This window comes from Sinorhizobium sp. RAC02, from assembly GCF_001713395.1.
GTDB lineage: Bacteria > Pseudomonadota > Alphaproteobacteria > Rhizobiales > Rhizobiaceae > Shinella.
The window spans coordinates 418,962-436,279 of the sequence record NZ_CP016450.1; the positions used below are offsets into that span (position 1 = coordinate 418,962).

A 17,318-nucleotide genomic window follows, 5' to 3' on the forward strand; every position below is an offset into this window, starting at 1 on the left:
CAACCGCCGAATCCGGACGGCCGATCTTATCGCGCGAGCAGGCCGGCGATACGGTTCTTCAGGTGAAGCGCCTCGCGGAAGGCAAAATCGCCTGCCGTCAACAGCAGATGGCCCTTGCGCGATGCGCGCTGGCTCTTCAGTATGGCCGTGCCGTTGCCGCGCGCCGCTGTGCCGTTTTTGGCGACGACATTGGCGATCAGCGTGAGGATATTGTGGTCTTCCAGCACGCGGCGGCGCGCTTCGATAATGGCAGGCCGGCGCTTCTCGTATTCGCCGTTATCGATCGCCGCGCGCATGATGGCGAACGCCTCGTCCGGCTTGCGGATGTCGATAGCAATAAAACTTTCGGCCGGGAAATAATCGGCGGCATTCGGCGCGCCGAAATAGAAGGGCAGCGACAGGCCGAGGAAAGGGTCGGCGAGCTTTTCGGTGAAATGGTGTGGGGCGAGGTGGTTCTCGATCGCCAGATGATACTTGTAGGGATCGATCGCTTCAGCCTTGTCGTCGACCGGTCGATGGCCACGGCCGAAAACGTCGAGGTCGGGCATGCGCGCCGCCATCGCCTGCGTGAAGTCGTAACGCAGCCGGTGCAGAGTGTGGCCCTGCCGCTTGGTCGAGCAGACGGTGCCGACAACTTTCGTCTTTTCCGGGAAGTGCTTGGCAATTTCATCTGCCGTCATCAGGTGCTGGCTGCCGTTGCCGTAGAACCAGCGCAGGCCCGCCTGGCTATAGACCCGGCCGAGGTGGCGGAGCGCAAAGGGCTCCTGGCTCGTCACCACATGGCCGAACTGCCGTGTATAGGCGCGACTGTAAATCTTGATGCCGGAAGGCTCCGTTGTAAAGAGGATGGTGTTTTGCGGCGCACAGGCGAGCTCTTCCACCCGTATCGGGCGGCGTTCGCCGCCTGCCGGGGGCATGTTCTCGTAGACCGCCAGCCAATCGTAGTCGCGCGCATCCGGATCGAAGGTAAAGGTCATGCCGTGGCGTTGCGCAAAGCCCGCCGAAAGCTGCCGGGCGAGCGGGCTTATGCCATGCGCCCGGTTGATCGGGCCCATGACCTTGACCACGGTGGCGACGCGGCCGCCACCGGTCTGACTATTGTCTTCTTCGGAAAGAATAGCAGTTCTCCTTCGAACGGCCGCTGCTATCATCCCCAGGTGATGGCGAGGATTTCGTAGGCCTTGGAGCCGCCGGGTGCGTTCACTTCGATCGATTCGCCGACTTCCTTGCCGATCAGCGCGCGGGCGATGGGCGAGGAGATGGAAATGCGGCCCTGCTTCACGTCGGCTTCCTGGTCGCCGACGATCTGGTAGACCTTCTCTTCCTCGGTGTCCTCATCCATGAGTTTGACCTTGGCGCCGAACTTGATTGTCGAGCCCGACATCTTGGAGAGATCGATGACCTCCGCACGCGCGACAAAGTCTTCAAGTTCGCCGATACGGCCTTCATTATGGCTCTGGGCTTCCTTGGCGGCGTGATACTCGGCGTTTTCCGACAGGTCGCCATGGGCGCGCGCTTCGGCAATCGCTTCAATGATTCTCGGACGCTCTTCCTGCTGACGCCAGCGCAGTTCTTCCTGCAGCTTGACGAAACCGCCGTGAGTCATCGGTACCTTTTCAACCATTTTATCCCGTCCTTCAGCCCACGCCACCCAGGCTCCCGCCCGCGCGAACGCAAAAGAAAACGGTCTCCGGAGAAGAATCCCCGGAACCGTCGAAAGCATTTGAACGGTCCTTATAGCAGATTGCGTCGGCCGAAAGCCAGTTTTTTCGCCGCAGGGGAGCATCCGCCCACAGCGGATCGGGAACAATCGCCCGGTGGCATCGTTAGCTAGGGATCGCGGGAGGCGTGTAATGACGATCGGCAATTCTGTGAATCTCGAAGGCCGGATCAACGCGCATCGGCGTCTGCTTGTCGAGCTGCTTTCGGTGATTGCCGCAATTCCCGAGGCGCGCGAGGCGTTGATGGCCATGGCGCGCGACAGCGAAACGGTTTCCGACCACGAGGAAGATCCGGGCATCGAGCCCGATGCCACCTTCGCCGCTCAGCAGATCGCCGACGATGAAATCCGTGCGATCCTGAAGGATGCGATGGCCCGCCTCCAAAACAAGCTATGAGGACAAGATCATGGGTGTGATGCAGACAATTTCCGGTTACTTCAAACAGTTCGTCGGCGAAGTGTCAGGCAATCAGGCGATGCACGACCAAGGACGTCGCGAGGCGGCGGATGGCGGCTATCAGGAGAAGGACGAGCAGGCCGTACCGGTCGCGCCGCGTTCCGTGCCGGGTGCCGAGAGTGTCGTTTCGGCAGAAACCGGCCGCGAAAAGATTATCCATGCTGACGCCGTTCCACAGTTCGAAGTCTCTCAGGCCGGCCGGACGAATGACGGCATTTCGAGTGCCAAGCCGCGGGCCGTCACCGGCAGCGATGATGCCACGGTCCACCGCACGCCGCCCGGAATGGAGGCCTCCGCCCGCGATTGGTCCGCCGGCTTCGACGAAGCCGCACCGCGGCAGGATACGGAGACGCCGGTTGCCGACTATTCCGATGTCGAGCAGCTGAAACTCTACCGTCTTGTCCCGATCGCCGCGGCGACGGACACCAACTGGGATCTTGCGTCGAACCAGGGGGAGGTGATCGTGCGCGCCCGATCGAGCGGGGATGCCCGTGTCGTGGCGGCGGAAGCCGAACTCGACTTCTTGGAAATCGATGCTCTTCCCGGCGACGGCAATTCCACGACGTCGTCGAGTGCCTTCCGCAACGAAAAACTCTACACGGTCATCGATGAAACCGACCCGGCCTTTCCGGTCGAAGGCCGGCGCGCGGTTGTCGCCGGCACGGTCCGCGTCGACAACATTCGCCCAACCGAGTTTTAAGGAGGCCGCCATGACCCGGAGCCAATCTGCCCGCACGGCGGCGAAACAGCGCGGCATTCAGGACGAGGTGGCAGAGGCCGACTGCAAGGACGAGGGCGAAAAGCCGAAGGCCATGCAGGCCGGTGCGCGCCTTTATCCGGTGCCACCGTTCCCCAAGCAGCACCAGCCGAAGCCCGGCAGCGAGGCGACGCTCGACCCGCTGCCGATGTACGACGCTCCGTTCTACAAGGGTTCGGAGAAGCTGAAGGGCAAGGTGGCGCTCATCACCGGCGGTGATTCCGGCATCGGCCGGGCGGTGGCGGTGCTTTTTGCCCGGGAGGGTGCGGATGTGGCGATCGCCCATCTCGCCGAAGGGCAGGACGCGAAGGACACGATTGCTGCGGTCGAGAAAGAAGGCCGGCGCTGTATCGCCTTCGCCGGCGACGTCAAGGACACGGCTTTTTGTCTGCAGATGGTCAAATGTACGGTGAAGGATCTAGGCGGCCTCGATATCCTCGTGAACAACGCAGCCTTCCAGGTCCACACCAAGGATATTCTCGATCTTTCGGAAGAGCATTTCGACGAGACGCTGAAGACCAATCTTTATGGCTATTTCTTCATGGCGCAGGCGGCGGTTCCGCATATGAAACCGGGATCGGCGATCATCAACACCGGATCGGTCACCGGCCTGGAGGGCTCGAAGGCTCTGCTCGATTATTCGATGACCAAGGGCGGCATCCATGCCTTCACCCGTTCGCTGGCGGGCCAGCTCGTGCCGCGCGGTATCCGCGTCAATGCGGTGGCGCCGGGGCCGGTCTGGACGCCGCTCAACCCTTCCGACAAGGAAGCTGAGGATGTCGCAAAATTCGGCGCCGATACGCCGATGAAGCGGCCCGCCCAACCGGAGGAACTGGCACCGGCCTACGTCTTCCTCGCCTCGCCGCAGTGCTCCAGCTACATTACCGGCGAAGTGTTGCCGATCATCGGCGGCTATTAGGAACAAAAAAGCCGGGCGGTAGGACCGCCCGGCTTTTCATGTCTTGGCAAATGGTGCTCAGAAATACGACTGCAGCGGCCGCACTTCGAGCTGGCCCTGCTTCAGCGCCCGAATCGCCTGCGCGGCGGCGAGTGCGCCGGCCATGGTCGTGTAGTACGGCACCTTCTGCATCAGGGCGGCGCGGCGGAGCGACTTCGAATCCGAGATCGCCTTGTTGCCGTCCGTCGTGTTGATGACGAGGCTGACCTGGCGGTTGCGGATGGCGTCCTCGATGTGGGGACGGCCTTCCTGCACCTTGTTGATCTTGATCGCCTCGATGCCCTTTTCCGCGAGGAAGCGGGCAGTGCCGGACGTCGCCATGACCTTGAAGCCGATGCCGGTCAGGATGTTGATGGCGGGCAGCACGCGTTCCTTGTCCTCGTCGCGCACCGACACGAAGACCGTGCCTTCCCGCGGCAGGTCGACGCCGGCGCCGAGCTGCGACTTGGCGAAGGCCAGCGCGAAATCCGTGTCGAGGCCGATGACTTCGCCAGTCGAGCGCATTTCCGGGCCGAGCAGTGTGTCGACACCCGGGAAGCGGGCGAAGGGGAAGACGGCTTCCTTGACGGCGATGTGCTTGAGGTTGCGCGGGTCCGGCTTTTCGCCATAGGCGGCGATCGCCACATCGAGGCTCTCGCCGGCCATGACGCGGGCTGCGATCTTAGCGATCGGCGCGCCGATGGTCTTTGCCACGAAGGGCACCGTGCGCGAGGCGCGCGGGTTCACTTCGAGCACGTAGATCGTGCCGTCCTTGATGGCGTACTGCACGTTCATCAGGCCGCCGACATTCAGTGCCTTTGCCAAAGCTTTTGTCTGGCGTTCCAGCTCATCGACGGTCTCATTGGACAACGTGTGGACCGGCAGCGAGCAGGCCGAGTCGCCCGAATGGATGCCGGCTTCCTCGATATGTTCCATGATGCCCGAGACGAAAACGTCCTTGCCGTCGCAGAGCGCGTCGACATCGACTTCCACCGCGTTCGACAGGTAGCTGTCGAAGAGCAGCGGGTTCTTGCCGAGCAGGGTGTTGATCTGGCCGGTCTTGTCGTTCGGATAGCGCTGCTTGATGTCTTCCGGCACGAGGCCCGGAACGGTGTCGAGCAAGTAGGTCTGCAGCATCGATTCCGAATGGATGATCTGCATGGCGCGGCCGCCGAGCACGTAGGACGGGCGCACGACGAGCGGGAAGCCGATCTCGGCCGCGACAAGACGGGCCTGCTCGACGGAATAGGCGATGCCGTTGTTCGGCTGGGCGAGGTCCAGCTTCTGGAGCAGCTTCTGGAAGCGATCGCGGTCTTCGGCAAGGTCGATCATGTCGGGCGCGGTGCCGAGGATCGGGATGCCGTTCTTTTCCAGCGCTTCGGCAAGCTTCAGTGGCGTCTGGCCGCCGAACTGCACGATGACGCCGACGAGTTCGCCGTTGGTCTGCTCGGCCTTCAGGATTTCGATGACGTCTTCTGCGGTCAGCGGCTCGAAATAGAGACGGTCGGAGGTGTCGTAGTCGGTCGAGACCGTTTCCGGGTTGCAGTTGATCATGATCGCTTCATAGCCGGCATCCTTCAGCGCGAAGGCGGCGTGGCAGCAGCAATAGTCGAACTCGATGCCCTGGCCGATGCGGTTCGGGCCACCGCCGAGGATGACGACCTTCTTGCGGTTGGAAATCTCGGCTTCCGAGCGCGTCGCACCGGCAAACGGCGTCTCGTAGGTCGAGTACATGTAGGCGGTCGGTGAGGCGAATTCGGCGGCGCAGGTGTCGATGCGCTTGAAGACCGGGCGCACATCGAGGCGGTTGCGCAGTTCCGCGACTTCCTTCGGACGCTTGGCCGACAGAGTGGCGAGGCGGGCGTCGGAGAAGCCCATGGCCTTCAGCATGCGCAGGTTTTCGGCGTCTTCCGGCAGGCCGTGCTCGCGGATGCGGGCCTCCATGTCGACGATCGCCTTCAGCTGCTCGAGGAACCACGGGTCGATCTTCGAGCCTTCATGCGCTTCTTCGAGGGTGAAGCCGAGGCGAAGTGCCTGGGCGACCATGCGCAGGCGGTCCGGCGTCGGCGTGGAAATGGCGGCGCGGATGGCATTCTTGTCATTGCCGTCGCTGAGGCCGGGGATTTCGATCTCGTCGAGGCCGGTCAGGCCCGTTTCGAGGCCGCGCAGCGCCTTCTGCAGCGATTCGGCGAAGGTGCGGCCGATCGCCATGACTTCACCGACCGACTTCATCGCCGTCGTCAGCGTCGGTTCGGCGCCCGGGAACTTTTCGAAGGCGAAACGCGGGATCTTCGTCACGACATAGTCGATCGACGGTTCGAACGAGGCCGGCGTCGCGCCACCGGTAATGTCGTTTTCCAGCTCGTCGAGCGTATAGCCGATGGCGAGTTTGGCGGCGATCTTGGCGATCGGGAAGCCGGTCGCCTTCGACGCGAGCGCAGAAGAGCGCGAAACGCGCGGGTTCATTTCGATGACGACGAGGCGGCCGTTTTCCGGATTGACGGCAAACTGCACGTTCGAGCCGCCGGTCTCGACGCCGATCTCGCGCAGCACCGCAATCGAGGCGTTGCGCATGATCTGGTATTCTTTGTCCGTCAGCGTGAGGGCAGGGGCGACCGTGATCGAATCACCCGTGTGCACGCCCATCGGATCGATGTTTTCGATGGAGCAGATGATGATGCAGTTGTCCGCCGTATCGCGGACGACCTCCATCTCGTATTCCTTCCAGCCGAGCACCGATTCTTCGATCAGCACTTCGGTGGTCGGCGAGGCGTCGAGGCCGGAATTGACGATCTCGAAGAATTCCGAGCGGTTGTAGGCGATGCCGCCGCCGGTGCCGCCCATCGTGAAGGACGGGCGGATGATGGCGGGAAGGCCGATCGTGTCGAGCGCCTGCGCGCCGATCGCCATGGCATGGCTCATGTAGCGCTGCTTGCGGTCGGTCTCGCCGAGGTTCCACTGGTTTTCCAGCTCGTCCAGCGCCTTGTCGAGCGCATCGCCGGACAGCTGCGCCTTCACCTTGGCGCGCTCGGCCTCATGCGCCTTGCGGTCGACGTCCTTGATCTCGGTGGCGTTGGCGAGTAGCGACTTCGGCGTCTCGAGGCCGATGCGGGCCATCGCTTCGCGGAACAGCGCGCGGTCTTCGGCCATGTCGATGGCGGCTGGCTTGGCGCCGATCATCTCGACATTGTAGCGGTCGAGTACGCCCATGCGCTTCAGCGAGAGCGCCGTGTTGAGCGCGGTCTGGCCGCCCATGGTGGGGAGAAGCGCGTCCGGCCGTTCCTTGGCGATGATTTTTGCCACGACTTCCGGGGTGATCGGTTCGACATAGGTCGCGTCGGCAAGGCCCGGGTCGGTCATGATCGTCGCCGGGTTGGAGTTGACGAGGATGACGCGGTAGCCTTCCTCCTTCAGCGCCTTGCAGGCCTGGGTGCCGGAATAGTCGAATTCGCAGGCCTGACCGATGACGATCGGCCCCGCGCCGATGATGAGGATCGATTTCAAATCTTGGCGCTTGGGCATCTCTCTATCCGTTCTTCCGCGTGCGCGAAAAACCGGCCATGGTGATGGGTTCACCGGGCCGGGCGCGCAAAATGGTCTTTCAAGGCTAGAAGCGGCTTATAGGCAAATGCGGGGGCAAGCGGAACCCCGAAAATGGAGCCATCGACAGGAAAAGTCAGGGACGCATACCATCCTGCCGTCGGCAAACACGCGGCGTCCATAATAGTCTTGTATCGGTCGGCAAATTTCGTCTTCTTGGAGGGAGAATCGGTCACGCGGGGAAAATCCCAGTGCGGGTCGATTTTGGGAGTGTGAACGATGCTGCCGCAGGAAACCGATGTGCTGATCGTCGGGGCGGGACCAAGCGGTCTCGCGCTCGCCGTCACCCTGCAACAGGCGGGTATCCGTCCTGTCATCGTCGATCGGCTCGCCGCCGGCGGGAACACCTCACGCGCCGCCGTTGTCCATGCGCATACGCTTGAAGTGCTGGAACGCATCGGCGTGACCGACGAATTCGAGGCGCGGGGTCTCGTTCTCACCCGCTTTGCTTTGCGCGATCATGACAAGGCGTTGCTGGAGCTCGATTTCTCCATGCTGCCCTCGCGCTACGCCCAGATCCTCATGATCCCGCAGGACGAGACCGAAGCGATCCTTGCCGAGCGATTGGCGAATCTCGGCGGCAATGTCGAGCGCGGTGTTTCCGCAACGACGATCGAGCCCGATTCGAGTGGGGCGACGGTGCATCTCGAAACGTTGGATGGTCCGAGGACGATCCGAGCGCGTTATGTCGTTGGCGGTGACGGCATGCACAGCGTGGTGCGCAGTGCGGCCGGCATCACCTTCGATGGCGAGACCTACGGCGAATCTTTCGTGCTCGCCGACGTGCACATGGACTGGGGCTTGAGCGACGAGGTGACGTTGTTCTTCTCGCCTGAGGGCATGGGGGTCGTCGCGCCGCTGCCGGACAACCGCTACCGCATCGTCGCACCGGTCGAGGCGGCCCCGGAAGCGCCCGACGCCGCCTTCGTGCAGGCGCTTCTCGACGCCCGCGGCCCGCGCCGGAATCCCGGTCGCGTGCGCGATGTCATCTGGAGTTCGCGTTTCCGCGTGCACCATCGTGTCGCCCCGCGCTATCGCTCCGGTCCGCTCTTCATCATGGGGGATGCGGCCCATGTGCACAGCCCGGCCGGCGGGCAGGGCATGAACACCGGGCTGGTCGATGCGGTCGTGCTCGGGCAATTGCTTGCCGATGTGCTGCGCGGCAAGGCGCCGGAAGCGACGCTGGACCTTTACGAGGAGAAGCGTCGTCCGGCCGCCGCTGAAGTGCTGGAACTGGCAAGCCGCCTGACGAAGGTCGCGACCGTGCGCAGTTCGCTCGGCCGCGTCGTGCGTAACCTCACCTTGCGCGTTCTCGGCTCTTCGCCGGTCTTCCGTCGCAAGCTTACGCTTAACCTGTCGGGTCTCGCCCGAAAGGGGATGGGCATGGTGCCTCCGCGCTGAGGGCTACCCCCTCATCCGGCCCTTCGGGCCACCTTCTCCCCGAGGGGAGAAGGAAACGAGGCGTTGGTGACCTTCCCCTTCTCCCCAGCGGGGAGACGGTGCCGGCAGGCGGATGAGGGGGATGCCGCAGGCATCGAGCGTGGCGTCTACTCAATCCGTCGCCAGTATTCCCGGCAGTTCCTGCAAGATGCTGTCCCTTGCCCGCAGGCTCGTGCGCGGCTCCTGCTTCTTCTCGTCCTGCACCAACTGGGCGAAAACCACGGTGCGTTCGTCGCGGCGTGCCCATCCGACATACCAACCCCATGGCCGGTTATAGTCGAAATTGCCGTCGGCCTTGCGCGGATAGGCCATGCCGGTCTTGCCCTGTGCGCCCCAGCCGTCGGCAATGTCGCGCCGCTCGATAATCTCCATGGCCGCATCCATCGCCTCGGCGGAGACCGGCAGTTCGTGGTTCACCAGCTTCTTGAGGAATTCGATCTGCTCGCGCGGTGAGATTTTCAGCGAGGAGGCGATCCAGGCGCGCTCCAGCCCGTTGTTCTTGCCGGGATCGCCCGTCATGTCGGCATTGCCGTAGCCGAAGGCATCGGCGTAATCGCGCAGCTGTTCGTAGCCGAGAAATTCGGTGATGCGCTGTGAAAACCAGACGACGGAGAACTCCATCCAGCGTTTCGGCGTCGTCGGCTGGCGCCAGGCATCACCGCCCCAGTCCGGATAGCCCTTCATGAATGGCAGGACCGGCTCATTTGCATCTTCCAGATAGCCGGAATCGTAGCCCATCACGGCAAGCGGCACCTTGAAGGTGGAGGCGGGGGTGACACGGCTTGCGCAATCGCCCTTTTCCAGAATGACCTCGTTGCTCCCCGCATCGGCAACGATCGTACAAATAATGCGGGCTTGCGCAGGCGCGCTTATGCTGGCAGCCAGCAGGGTGCCGGCCGCGAAAAGGCGGATATTCATCACGTTTTCCTCGAATTCCGAATGGCTTGTGCATTCTGGATAGCAATGCTTTGATGCCCTGACAAAAGATCAATACTGGTCTTAGCCATTAGGAAAATTGGGGCATCGCCATGGTTCGGCCATACCTGCCGCTGAACGCCTTTCGCGCCTTCGAGGCCTCCGCCCGGCATCTCAGTTTTACGCGCTCGGCGATCGAGCTGAACGTCACGCAGGCGGCCGTCAGCCATCAGGTAAAGAGCCTGGAGGAACAGCTTGGCGTCGTCCTGTTCAAGCGCCTGCCGCGTGGGCTGATGATTACCGCCGAAGGCGAAAGCCTGCTGCCGGTGCTGCGCGACAGCTTTGATCGCATGGCGGATGCCGTGGAGCGTTTTCGCGGCGGCCATGTGCGGGAAATCCTGACGGTCGGCGCCGTCGGCACTTTCGCCGTCGGCTGGCTGCTGCCGCGCCTCGCGCCCTTCCGCGAGCGGCATCCCTTCGTGGAGGTGCGGCTTTCCACCAACAACAACCGCGTCGATCTTGCGGCCGAGGGGCTGGACTTCGCCATCCGTTTCGGCGCCGGCGCCTGGCACGGTACGGATGCCATCAGGCTTTTCGACGCGCCGCTCTCTGTTCTCGCCACGCCCGTCGTCGCGCGGGATTTGAGGGAGCCGGAGGACTTGCTCGGCCTGACGCTGTTGCGTTCCTATCGCCGCGACGAATGGACCCGCTGGTTCGAAGCGGCCGGCCTGCCGCGCACCCCGCCGCCGCAGAACGCCATCGTCTTCGATACCTCGCTCGCGATGATGGAGGCGGTGTTGCAGGGCGCGGGTGTGGGGCTCGCGCCGCCTTTGATGTTTTCCCGGCTGCTGTCCGCCGGCGCCGTCGTTCAGCCGTTCAAGACGAGCGTCGTGCTTGGCAGCTACTGGCTCACGCGCCTGCAATCGCGTAGCGCCACCCCGGCCATGTCCGCCTTCGCCAACTGGCTTGGGGAGACGGTGGCGGAGGAGGGGCTGGGCTAACCGATCATGTCAGGTTGCGGCGGCGTTCCAGTTCCGCCGCAGTTGGCGTCTCGAATTCGAAGGAGCCGGTGGCGACGTCGCCGGCGCGGGCATATTTGTTCATGACGACACCGGAATCGCTGGTACGCGATTCGATCAGCGTCAGTGCGCGCGGGAAGGACGCGTCACCGAACAGCCGCTTGCCCTTGCCCAGAATGACCGGGAAGACGGAGACGTGGATCTCGTCGACGAGGTCGTTTTCGAAAAGTGCCTTGAGGAACTCCGTGGAGCCCTGCGTCAGGAGGTCCGGTCCGTCCTCGCTCTTCAGCGCCTTCACAGCGGCAATCGCATCGGCGCCGAGGACATGGCTGTTCTGCCAGGTGGTCTTGAAGGCCGGATTGCGGGTCGCGACATATTTGTTGATGCGGTCGAAGAGCGGGCCGATCGGGTCGTCCTTCGCCGCATAGGGCCAGTGGGCGGCGAAGATGTCGTAGGTCTTGCGGCCGAGCAGCAAGTCGAACGGCCGCGAAAAGAGTTCGCCGATGAAAGCCCCCATCTTTTCGTCAAAGAGCGGGGCGACCCAGCCGCCGAATTCGAAGCCGCCGATCGGGTCTTCCTCCGGGCCGCCCGGTGCCTGCATGACGCCGTCAAGGCTGATGAAGGCGCCGACAATGATCTTTCTCATGGGGTTTCTCCTGGCAGGATGTTGAACTGATACCTAGAGCGTTGCCGCTTTTCTTCGAATCGCGAAAAAGCTCTACCTCTTTGTTTTTACGCAGTTCGCGGCACGCAAATCGCCGCGCACTTTTGCTGGATTTGCTCTAGAGACGAACGGCGGATGCGCCACCCGACAACCGTTCGAAAATTCTTTCCCCTAACCCCAGCGGCCGCGCACCGCCTCGGTGCGACTGCGGCTGACCGGAATTTCCTGCCCGTCCTTCATAAGGACCGCCAGCCGGCCTTCGGCGCGCAGTAATCTTTCCACATGGCTGTCGGCGACGAAATGCGAGCGGTGCACCTGCAGCCCCGGCGTGTCGCCAAGTTCTTTCAGGGCATCGGAAAAGCGGAGCAGGATCAGCTCACGCCCGCGGCTCGTCGTGACCTCCGTGTAGTGGTCGGCGACGGTCATGTGAAGGATTTTCCCGCGGTTCTCCGGTTTCAGGCGGCGTAGCAGGGCGACCTCCGCCCGGTCTTCCGTCGCCGGCGCAGGGGCCGGGGCAAGCGTTTCGACCGCCTTGCTGCCCATCGTCATATAGGTCAGGCCGCAGAAGAGGGCAGAGAGGAGGAGGCCGCTGGCTATGCTTTCGGCAAGGCTCGAAACCGTCACCGCGCCGCCGAAGGTCGCAAGGCTGATCGCCTCCGTCGCCAATCCCACCGGCACCCCTGCAACGAGCGTGCCGAGCGCGATGCGGCCGGCAAGGCTTGGAACGCGGTGCAGCAGAAGCGTGTTCACGAGCACGAGGGCGGTGACCGCAATGCTCCAGGCGACGGCGTGCAGCACAAGCCAGAAGCCAAGGCGCGGCACCGTCGCCAACCGCTCGGCGGTGCCATAGGGGCCGGTCACCCAGAAGATCAGCACGACAGCGCCAAACGTTGCCCAGAACCGCGGCGAGCGCAGAAAGACCTGCAGTTCACGAAGCGCGGATTGCAGGAAGGGGCGTTCCACGAAGTTTTCCGTCCGTTCGGGCCAAAGCGTTTGAGGCGATCCGATCAATGGCTGAAGACGGGGTCGATTTCAACCTTGCCCGGAACCTGCCATGACCTTCGAACCTCTTCTCGACGCCCCCTTTGCCGTGCAGTTCCATGTCGCCACCGTGCTGCCGGCTGCCGTGCTGGGCGCCGTCCTGCTCGCCCGCCGGAAGGGAACGCCCGCCCACCGCCTTCTGGGGAAAATCTGGCTGCTGCTGATGGTGGTGACGAGTTTTTCGACCTTCTTCATCCATGACCTGAAGACAGTCGGAAACTTCAGCCCGATCCATCTGCTCTCGGTCTATGTCATCGTGGGCAGTATCCCCGCGATCCGCGCCGCGCGTCGCCGCGATATCCGCACGCACCGGGCCCATGTCGCCGGCATGTATTTCGGCGGCATCGTGGTCGCGGGGCTGTTCACCCTTGTGCCGCACCGCGTGATGGGCGCGATGATCTTCGATGGCATATCGGGCCTCGCAAGCGGCTTGGCCACTGCCTTCGTCTGTGTCCTGCTGGTTGCGGCCGGTGCACTTGCGATCCGCGAAGCCGGCTGGTTGGAGCGTTTCGAGACATTCCGGCGGCGCTGAACGCGGGGGCAGCGGTTAAATCGCGATAGGGCGGATTAGTCGCCCCTGCCTCTGCTTTTCCGGCGCCAAACATCCTCATGGGGCTGTCTGTCAATACGTATGGCCGGCGCTATCTCGTTGACGTCATTGCTAGTTCTGGCGTCGCGGCGGCGGCAATTGTCGTCGTCACGGCGGTGTTCAGGCTTTCTCCCGTGCGAAGCAAACGCGAAGCGGCCGCCGCAACAGCGGCTTAGACTGTTGCCGCCATTGAATTTATAGTGGTCCCTGTTATCTGAGGAAGCTGAGGGCACTTTTGTCCGCAGGAACGCCCAGAGGGCGAACGGGAGATCTCGCGATGGAATGGAAAGGTCGTCGACAGTCGAGCAACATCGAGGACCAGCGCGGCGCCGGGCCTTCGGCGGGCGGAAGCAATCCGTTCGGTCGCGGCAATGGCGGGTTTCGCCTTCCGACGGGGGGTGGACGCCGCGCCGGCGGCGGCATGAGCATCGGCACGATCGTCCTCCTCGTCGTCGTCTACTTCGTCTTGAAGATGATGGGCATCGACCTGTTGCAGGTGATGGGCGAGGGCGGCGGCGGGCAGGTCAGCATGCCGGGCTTCGAGCAGACCGAAACTGCCAGCAAGAGAACGTCGCCGCAGGAGGAAGAAACCAAGGCCTTCATGTCGACGGTGCTGGCCGAGACGGAAGACACCTGGAACGGCATCTTCCAGTCGGCCGGCGAAAAGTATGAGGAGCCGAAGATGGTGCTCTTCTCGGGGTCCGTGCAGTCGGCCTGCGGCTTCGCCTCGGCGGCTTCCGGTCCGTTCTATTGCCCGGGCGACCGCAAGGTCTATCTCGATATGAGCTTCTTCGACGAACTTGCCAACAAGTTCGACGCGGCCGGCGATTTCGCCCAGGCCTATGTCGTCGCCCACGAGGTCGGCCATCACGTGCAGAACCTCACCGGCGTGCTGCCGCGCTTTAACCAGCAGCGTCAGCGCATGAGCGAGGTGGAAGCCAACCAGATGTCGATCCGCGTCGAACTCCAGGCCGATTGCTACGCCGGTATCTGGGGCAAGTACACGCAGCAGAAGGGATTGCTCGAGACCGGCGACCTGGACGAGGCGCTGAATGCCGCGACCCAGATCGGCGACGATACGTTGCAGAAGCGCATGCAGGGTTACGTCGTGCCGGAAAGCTTCAACCACGGCACCTCCGACCAGCGTCGCCGCTGGTTCAAGCGTGGCTTCGATACGGGCCGCGTCGATGCCTGCGACACGTTCAAGGGTGACGTGTAACCCTTCTCTCGGGCTACTCCAAAGATGGAGTGCCTCCCGAAAATGCCATCACGTCTTTGGCGTGATGGCCTTGATCGCCCGCTGAAAACGGAAGTTCAGCGTTCCATCGGCATCGCCATTATAGTCGCCGGTAAACGTCAGCCTCTTTTGCGCTTCGGCGATGACCGCTTTTGGCCAGGGGCTGGGGCTGTCTTCCGTAAGGCTGGCGCGTGCCGCTTTCGAGCCCTTCCGCACGGCAAAGACCAGCCATAGGGCCGCTGTCTTTTCGTCGCGGGCTATGATCCGCCCCTCGGCATACTGCCGGGCCATGACGTACATGGCGTAGCCGTCGCCAACATTGGCGCGTCGCTGAAGGAAGTCTACGGAATCGCCCATGAGCGCGACGCCCTGCGCAAGCTGCGCCCCTTCCGAACTGCCCGCTTCCGCCGCTTTCGACAGCCAACTGAATGACGTGCCCGTGTCGAACGGGATGTCGTCAGCCGCGACGTACATCTTGCCGGTTGCAAGCATCGAAAGCACGATCCCCTGGGCCGCAGATTTTTGGAAGAGCGGCAACGCCTCGATGTTGCGTCGGGCCGCGTAGAGGGCAAGCGCCATCTGCGCCTGTGCGGTTGCCGAATCCGGCATTGCTTTCAACAAGGCTCCGCAGCTGTCGAGCGCGACGTCTTTTCTCAGCCTGTATGGATCGAAATCCCCAAAATCCTTCATATTGGCCAGTTTTTCAGCCGCGATCGTGAAGGCATCGCAGGCCGCGGCATTCTTGGCCGTCTCCGTGCTCAACCGCTCGACGTCTTCGTCTATGAGGGAGTCGTTGGAGCCGGACAGCGCCGCAACCGTTTCGCCCGACTTGACGGTGTTGTCGGCCGAAGGAGTGTCCAGCGTGACAGAGCCATCGGCTGTCGGCAGTGTTTCCGGCACGGGGCGCTCCTCATCGGCGCTTTTTGCCGTCACGCCGGGTAGCTCGACACGGGCGGCTGTCCCGTTGTCCGGCAGCATGTAGATATCGCCGCGAATGCTGTCGCGATATTCCGGAAACTGCTCGTGATCTTGCGTTTGCGCGAGATCGGCGACATCGATCTGCACACGTTTTGCCAGGCTGGACAGGCTCAGGCCCGGCGTTCTCAGCAGCGGCAGCAGCTTGCGCGTGAAGACCGAGTTGCGGTCGTTGTCCTCGCCGCGCAGCCTGTCGAGTGCCCGCTGGCCCGCGCCGGCGGACAGCAGAACAAAGGTGCCCTGAGGGGCGTTCACCGGTGCCAGGCCGCGCTCGTAGCCGGCTGATTTGAAGACATTGGGAAGGGGATTGTCGCGGCAGGCGTCCAGCACGAAGATGCCGACCACCCGCTTGTCGCGAAGCCGTGCCAGCAGGCTGTCCACCGCCTGAGAGAGATCCTCCGCCGTGTCCTGAGTGGCTTCCCGGGGAAAGTCCACGGGAAGCAGGAGATTACGGTCCCGCGGAGCGACGCCGTGACCGGAAAAGAAGAAGAAGGCCGTGTCGCCGGGGCGAAGCTGGCTTTCGAATTCACCGAACTTTGTCACCGATTGTGTGCGGGTGAGGTTGAAGCCGGTCAGGACGACGTCGAATTTCAGATCGTCGCGCAGCGTTGCACTGATGGCGTCTGCATCGCTGACGGCCCGTTCGAGGACGGGAAGTTGCTGATATCGGTCGTTGCCGATGACGAGGGCCACCTTTCGCGCCTGCGCCGGGCCTGCGCCTGCCAGAAGAGCCATAAAAAGGAACAGGAGGGCGGCCGCCTTTCCGGCGGCCGCGGTTGCCGGCATCGCTTTCATTCGCGTCGTTTCCCGTCAGCGTTCAGCGAATGATAGCTGATCCAGACAGGCCGGCAATATATTAGGCCTGTCTTCTTCGCGTGGCAGCTGCCCTGGCGCTCGTGAACGAACTGTCGCCTAAGCCCGCCTTTCGCTGTCCATATGGACGAGCTGAGCGGCTGGGTAACGCTCGCCGGCGGCGGCGTCCTTCGGCATGGCGGCTTCGATGGCGGCGAGGTCGGTTTCGGTGAGCGAGACCTGCTGGGAGCCGAGCGCCTCCGTCAGCCGGTCGCGGCGGCGGGCGCCGACGAGGGGCACAATGTCCGCACCCTGTGCCGCTACCCAGGCGATGGCGAGTTGGGCGACGCTGGCGCCTTTTTCTTCGGCGACGCGGCGCAGCTCCTCGACGAGCGCGAGATTGCGATCCACATTGCCGTCCTGGAAGCGCGGGCTCATGGTGCGGAAATCGCCGCCGGCCGTCGCACCCTTCTGCCAATGGCCGCTGATCAGGCCGCGTGACAGCACGCCATAGGCGGTGACGGGGATGCCGAGCGCCCGGCAGGTCGGCAGGATATCGTCCTCGATGCCGCGCGAGATCAGCGAATACTCGATCTGCAGATCCGAGATCGGGTGCACGGCGGCAGCGCGGCGGATCGTCTCCGAGCCAACTTCCGAAAGCCCGATATGGCGGATGTAACCGGCCTTCACGAGGTCGGCGAGGGCGCCGATGGTCTCCTCGATCGGCACGGCCGGATCGAGGCGGGACGGGCGGTAGATGTCGATATGGTCGGTGCCGAGCCGTTGCAGTGAGTAGGCGAGGAAGTTCCGGATCGCCGCCGGGCGGGAATCGTAGCCGCTCCAAACGCCGTCCGGTCCGCGCAGCGCGCCGAATTTCACGCTCAGCACCACATCCTCGCGGCGGCGCTCCTTCAGCGCCTCGGCAATCAGCATCTCGTTGTGGCCCATGCCGTAGAAGTCGCCGGTGTCGAGCAGGTTGATGCCGGCGTCGAGTGCGGCGTGGATGGTGGCGATGCTTTCCGCCCGGTCAGCCGGGCCATACATGCCGGACATGCCCATGCAGCCGAGCCCGATCGTGGACACTGTGGGGCCGGAGTTGCCGAGGGTTACGGTTTTCATGGCGTCTCTCCTGTGGTCTGCCTTCTGGTCGACGCTCTTCTACCGCGTCCGGCTTT

15 protein-coding genes are annotated in these 17,318 nt (G+C 63.3%); 7 read left to right on the forward strand and 8 right to left on the reverse strand.

Annotated elements, in window-relative coordinates; translation table 11 throughout:
• Nucleotides 1–26: 26 nt before the first annotated feature.
• Both BSY16_RS02005 and greA read right to left on the reverse strand, forming a co-directional pair.
• Nucleotides 27–1,055 carry a glycosyltransferase family 10 domain-containing protein gene (locus BSY16_RS02005; protein WP_069058122.1) on the reverse strand — a complete coding sequence of 343 codons (1,029 nt, stop codon included), beginning with the start codon at nt 1,053–1,055 and terminating at the stop codon, nt 27–29.
• Nucleotides 1,056–1,147: 92 nt separating this feature from the next.
• A complete protein-coding gene (greA, locus tag BSY16_RS02010) occupies nt 1,148–1,624 on the reverse strand; it encodes a transcription elongation factor GreA (RefSeq protein WP_069058123.1) in 477 nt (158 codons plus the stop codon).
• Between the two features lie 229 nt (nt 1,625–1,853).
• Between greA and BSY16_RS02015 the strand changes: the two genes are divergently transcribed.
• The 3 genes from BSY16_RS02015 to BSY16_RS02025 all read left to right on the forward strand — a co-directional run bounded on the left by BSY16_RS02015 (nt 1,854) and on the right by BSY16_RS02025 (nt 3,853).
• A complete protein-coding gene (locus tag BSY16_RS02015) occupies nt 1,854–2,117 on the forward strand; it encodes a hypothetical protein (protein WP_069058124.1) in 264 nt (87 codons plus the stop codon).
• A gap of 442 nt (nt 2,118–2,559) precedes the next feature.
• The gene (locus BSY16_RS02020; RefSeq protein ID WP_069061316.1) at nt 2,560–2,877 is read left to right on the forward strand and encodes a hypothetical protein; all 318 of its coding nucleotides are present in this window, start codon (nt 2,560–2,562) and stop codon (nt 2,875–2,877) included.
• Between the two features lie 10 nt (nt 2,878–2,887).
• The gene (locus BSY16_RS02025; protein WP_069058125.1) at nt 2,888–3,853 is read left to right on the forward strand and encodes an SDR family oxidoreductase; all 966 of its coding nucleotides are present in this window, start codon (nt 2,888–2,890) and stop codon (nt 3,851–3,853) included.
• Between the two features lie 57 nt (nt 3,854–3,910).
• Here BSY16_RS02025 and carB read toward each other — a convergent pair whose 3' ends face one another.
• On the reverse strand, nt 3,911–7,393 hold the full coding sequence (gene carB, locus BSY16_RS02030) for a carbamoyl-phosphate synthase large subunit (RefSeq protein WP_069058126.1): 3,483 nt from the start codon (nt 7,391–7,393) through the stop codon (nt 3,911–3,913).
• Nucleotides 7,394–7,690: 297 nt separating this feature from the next.
• Here carB and BSY16_RS02035 point away from each other — a divergent pair, with 297 nt between their 5' ends.
• The gene (locus tag BSY16_RS02035) at nt 7,691–8,872 is read left to right on the forward strand and encodes an FAD-dependent monooxygenase (RefSeq protein WP_069058127.1); all 1,182 of its coding nucleotides are present in this window, start codon (nt 7,691–7,693) and stop codon (nt 8,870–8,872) included.
• Between the two features lie 150 nt (nt 8,873–9,022).
• On the opposite strand, the gene blaOXA is transcribed toward BSY16_RS02035, so the two are convergent.
• Nucleotides 9,023–9,829, reverse strand: coding sequence for a class D beta-lactamase (blaOXA, locus tag BSY16_RS02040; protein WP_069058128.1), 807 nt, complete (start codon nt 9,827–9,829; stop codon nt 9,023–9,025).
• Nucleotides 9,830–9,939: 110 nt separating this feature from the next.
• On the opposite strand from blaOXA, the gene BSY16_RS02045 reads away from it, so the two are divergent.
• Nucleotides 9,940–10,827 carry a LysR family transcriptional regulator gene (locus BSY16_RS02045; RefSeq protein ID WP_069058129.1) on the forward strand — a complete coding sequence of 296 codons (888 nt, stop codon included), beginning with the start codon at nt 9,940–9,942 and terminating at the stop codon, nt 10,825–10,827.
• Between the two features lie 4 nt (nt 10,828–10,831).
• Here the strand turns inward: BSY16_RS02045 and BSY16_RS02050 are convergent, their stop codons facing one another.
• Together BSY16_RS02050 and BSY16_RS02055 are read right to left on the reverse strand one after the other, a co-directional pair.
• Nucleotides 10,832–11,491, reverse strand: a complete 660-nt coding sequence (locus BSY16_RS02050) for a dihydrofolate reductase family protein (protein ID WP_069058130.1) — start codon at nt 11,489–11,491, stop codon at nt 10,832–10,834.
• Nucleotides 11,492–11,680: 189 nt separating this feature from the next.
• Entirely contained in the window at nt 11,681–12,472 is a 792-nt protein-coding gene (locus tag BSY16_RS02055; protein ID WP_069058131.1) for a LytTR family DNA-binding domain-containing protein, read from the reverse strand.
• 91 nt (nt 12,473–12,563) lie between these two features.
• Here BSY16_RS02055 and BSY16_RS02060 point away from each other — a divergent pair, with 91 nt between their 5' ends.
• Together BSY16_RS02060 and ypfJ are read left to right on the forward strand one after the other, a co-directional pair.
• Entirely contained in the window at nt 12,564–13,082 is a 519-nt protein-coding gene (locus BSY16_RS02060; RefSeq protein WP_069058132.1) for a DUF2306 domain-containing protein, read from the forward strand.
• Between the two features lie 334 nt (nt 13,083–13,416).
• Nucleotides 13,417–14,358 carry a KPN_02809 family neutral zinc metallopeptidase gene (gene ypfJ / locus BSY16_RS02065; RefSeq protein ID WP_069058133.1) on the forward strand — a complete coding sequence of 314 codons (942 nt, stop codon included), beginning with the start codon at nt 13,417–13,419 and terminating at the stop codon, nt 14,356–14,358.
• Nucleotides 14,359–14,406: 48 nt separating this feature from the next.
• Here ypfJ and BSY16_RS02070 read toward each other — a convergent pair whose 3' ends face one another.
• Nucleotides 14,407–16,146 carry a caspase family protein gene (locus BSY16_RS02070; RefSeq protein ID WP_069058134.1) on the reverse strand — a complete coding sequence of 580 codons (1,740 nt, stop codon included), beginning with the start codon at nt 16,144–16,146 and terminating at the stop codon, nt 14,407–14,409.
• Between the two features lie 117 nt (nt 16,147–16,263).
• Nucleotides 16,264–17,262, reverse strand: a complete 999-nt coding sequence (locus tag BSY16_RS02075) for an aldo/keto reductase (RefSeq protein WP_069058135.1) — start codon at nt 17,260–17,262, stop codon at nt 16,264–16,266.
• Nucleotides 17,263–17,318: the final 56 nt, after the last annotated feature.

Coding starts and splice junctions, on each gene's coding strand:
- blaOXA (WP_069058128.1), bottom strand. CDS start 9,829: ATGAATATCCGCCTTTTCGCGGCCGGCACCCTGCTGGCTGCCAGCATA.
- BSY16_RS02060 (WP_069058132.1), top strand. CDS start 12,564: ATGACCTTCGAACCTCTTCTCGACGCCCCCTTTGCCGTGCAGTTCCAT.
- BSY16_RS02005 (WP_069058122.1), bottom strand. CDS start 1,055: ATGGGCCCGATCAACCGGGCGCATGGCATAAGCCCGCTCGCCCGGCAG.
- greA (WP_069058123.1), bottom strand. CDS start 1,624: ATGGTTGAAAAGGTACCGATGACTCACGGCGGTTTCGTCAAGCTGCAG.
- BSY16_RS02025 (WP_069058125.1), top strand. CDS start 2,888: ATGACCCGGAGCCAATCTGCCCGCACGGCGGCGAAACAGCGCGGCATT.
- BSY16_RS02045 (WP_069058129.1), top strand. CDS start 9,940: ATGGTTCGGCCATACCTGCCGCTGAACGCCTTTCGCGCCTTCGAGGCC.
- BSY16_RS02015 (WP_069058124.1), top strand. CDS start 1,854: ATGACGATCGGCAATTCTGTGAATCTCGAAGGCCGGATCAACGCGCAT.
- carB (WP_069058126.1), bottom strand. CDS start 7,393: ATGCCCAAGCGCCAAGATTTGAAATCGATCCTCATCATCGGCGCGGGG.
- BSY16_RS02035 (WP_069058127.1), top strand. CDS start 7,691: ATGCTGCCGCAGGAAACCGATGTGCTGATCGTCGGGGCGGGACCAAGC.
- BSY16_RS02070 (WP_069058134.1), bottom strand. CDS start 16,146: ATGAAAGCGATGCCGGCAACCGCGGCCGCCGGAAAGGCGGCCGCCCTC.
- BSY16_RS02075 (WP_069058135.1), bottom strand. CDS start 17,262: ATGAAAACCGTAACCCTCGGCAACTCCGGCCCCACAGTGTCCACGATC.
- BSY16_RS02050 (WP_069058130.1), bottom strand. CDS start 11,491: ATGAGAAAGATCATTGTCGGCGCCTTCATCAGCCTTGACGGCGTCATG.
- ypfJ (WP_069058133.1), top strand. CDS start 13,417: ATGGAATGGAAAGGTCGTCGACAGTCGAGCAACATCGAGGACCAGCGC.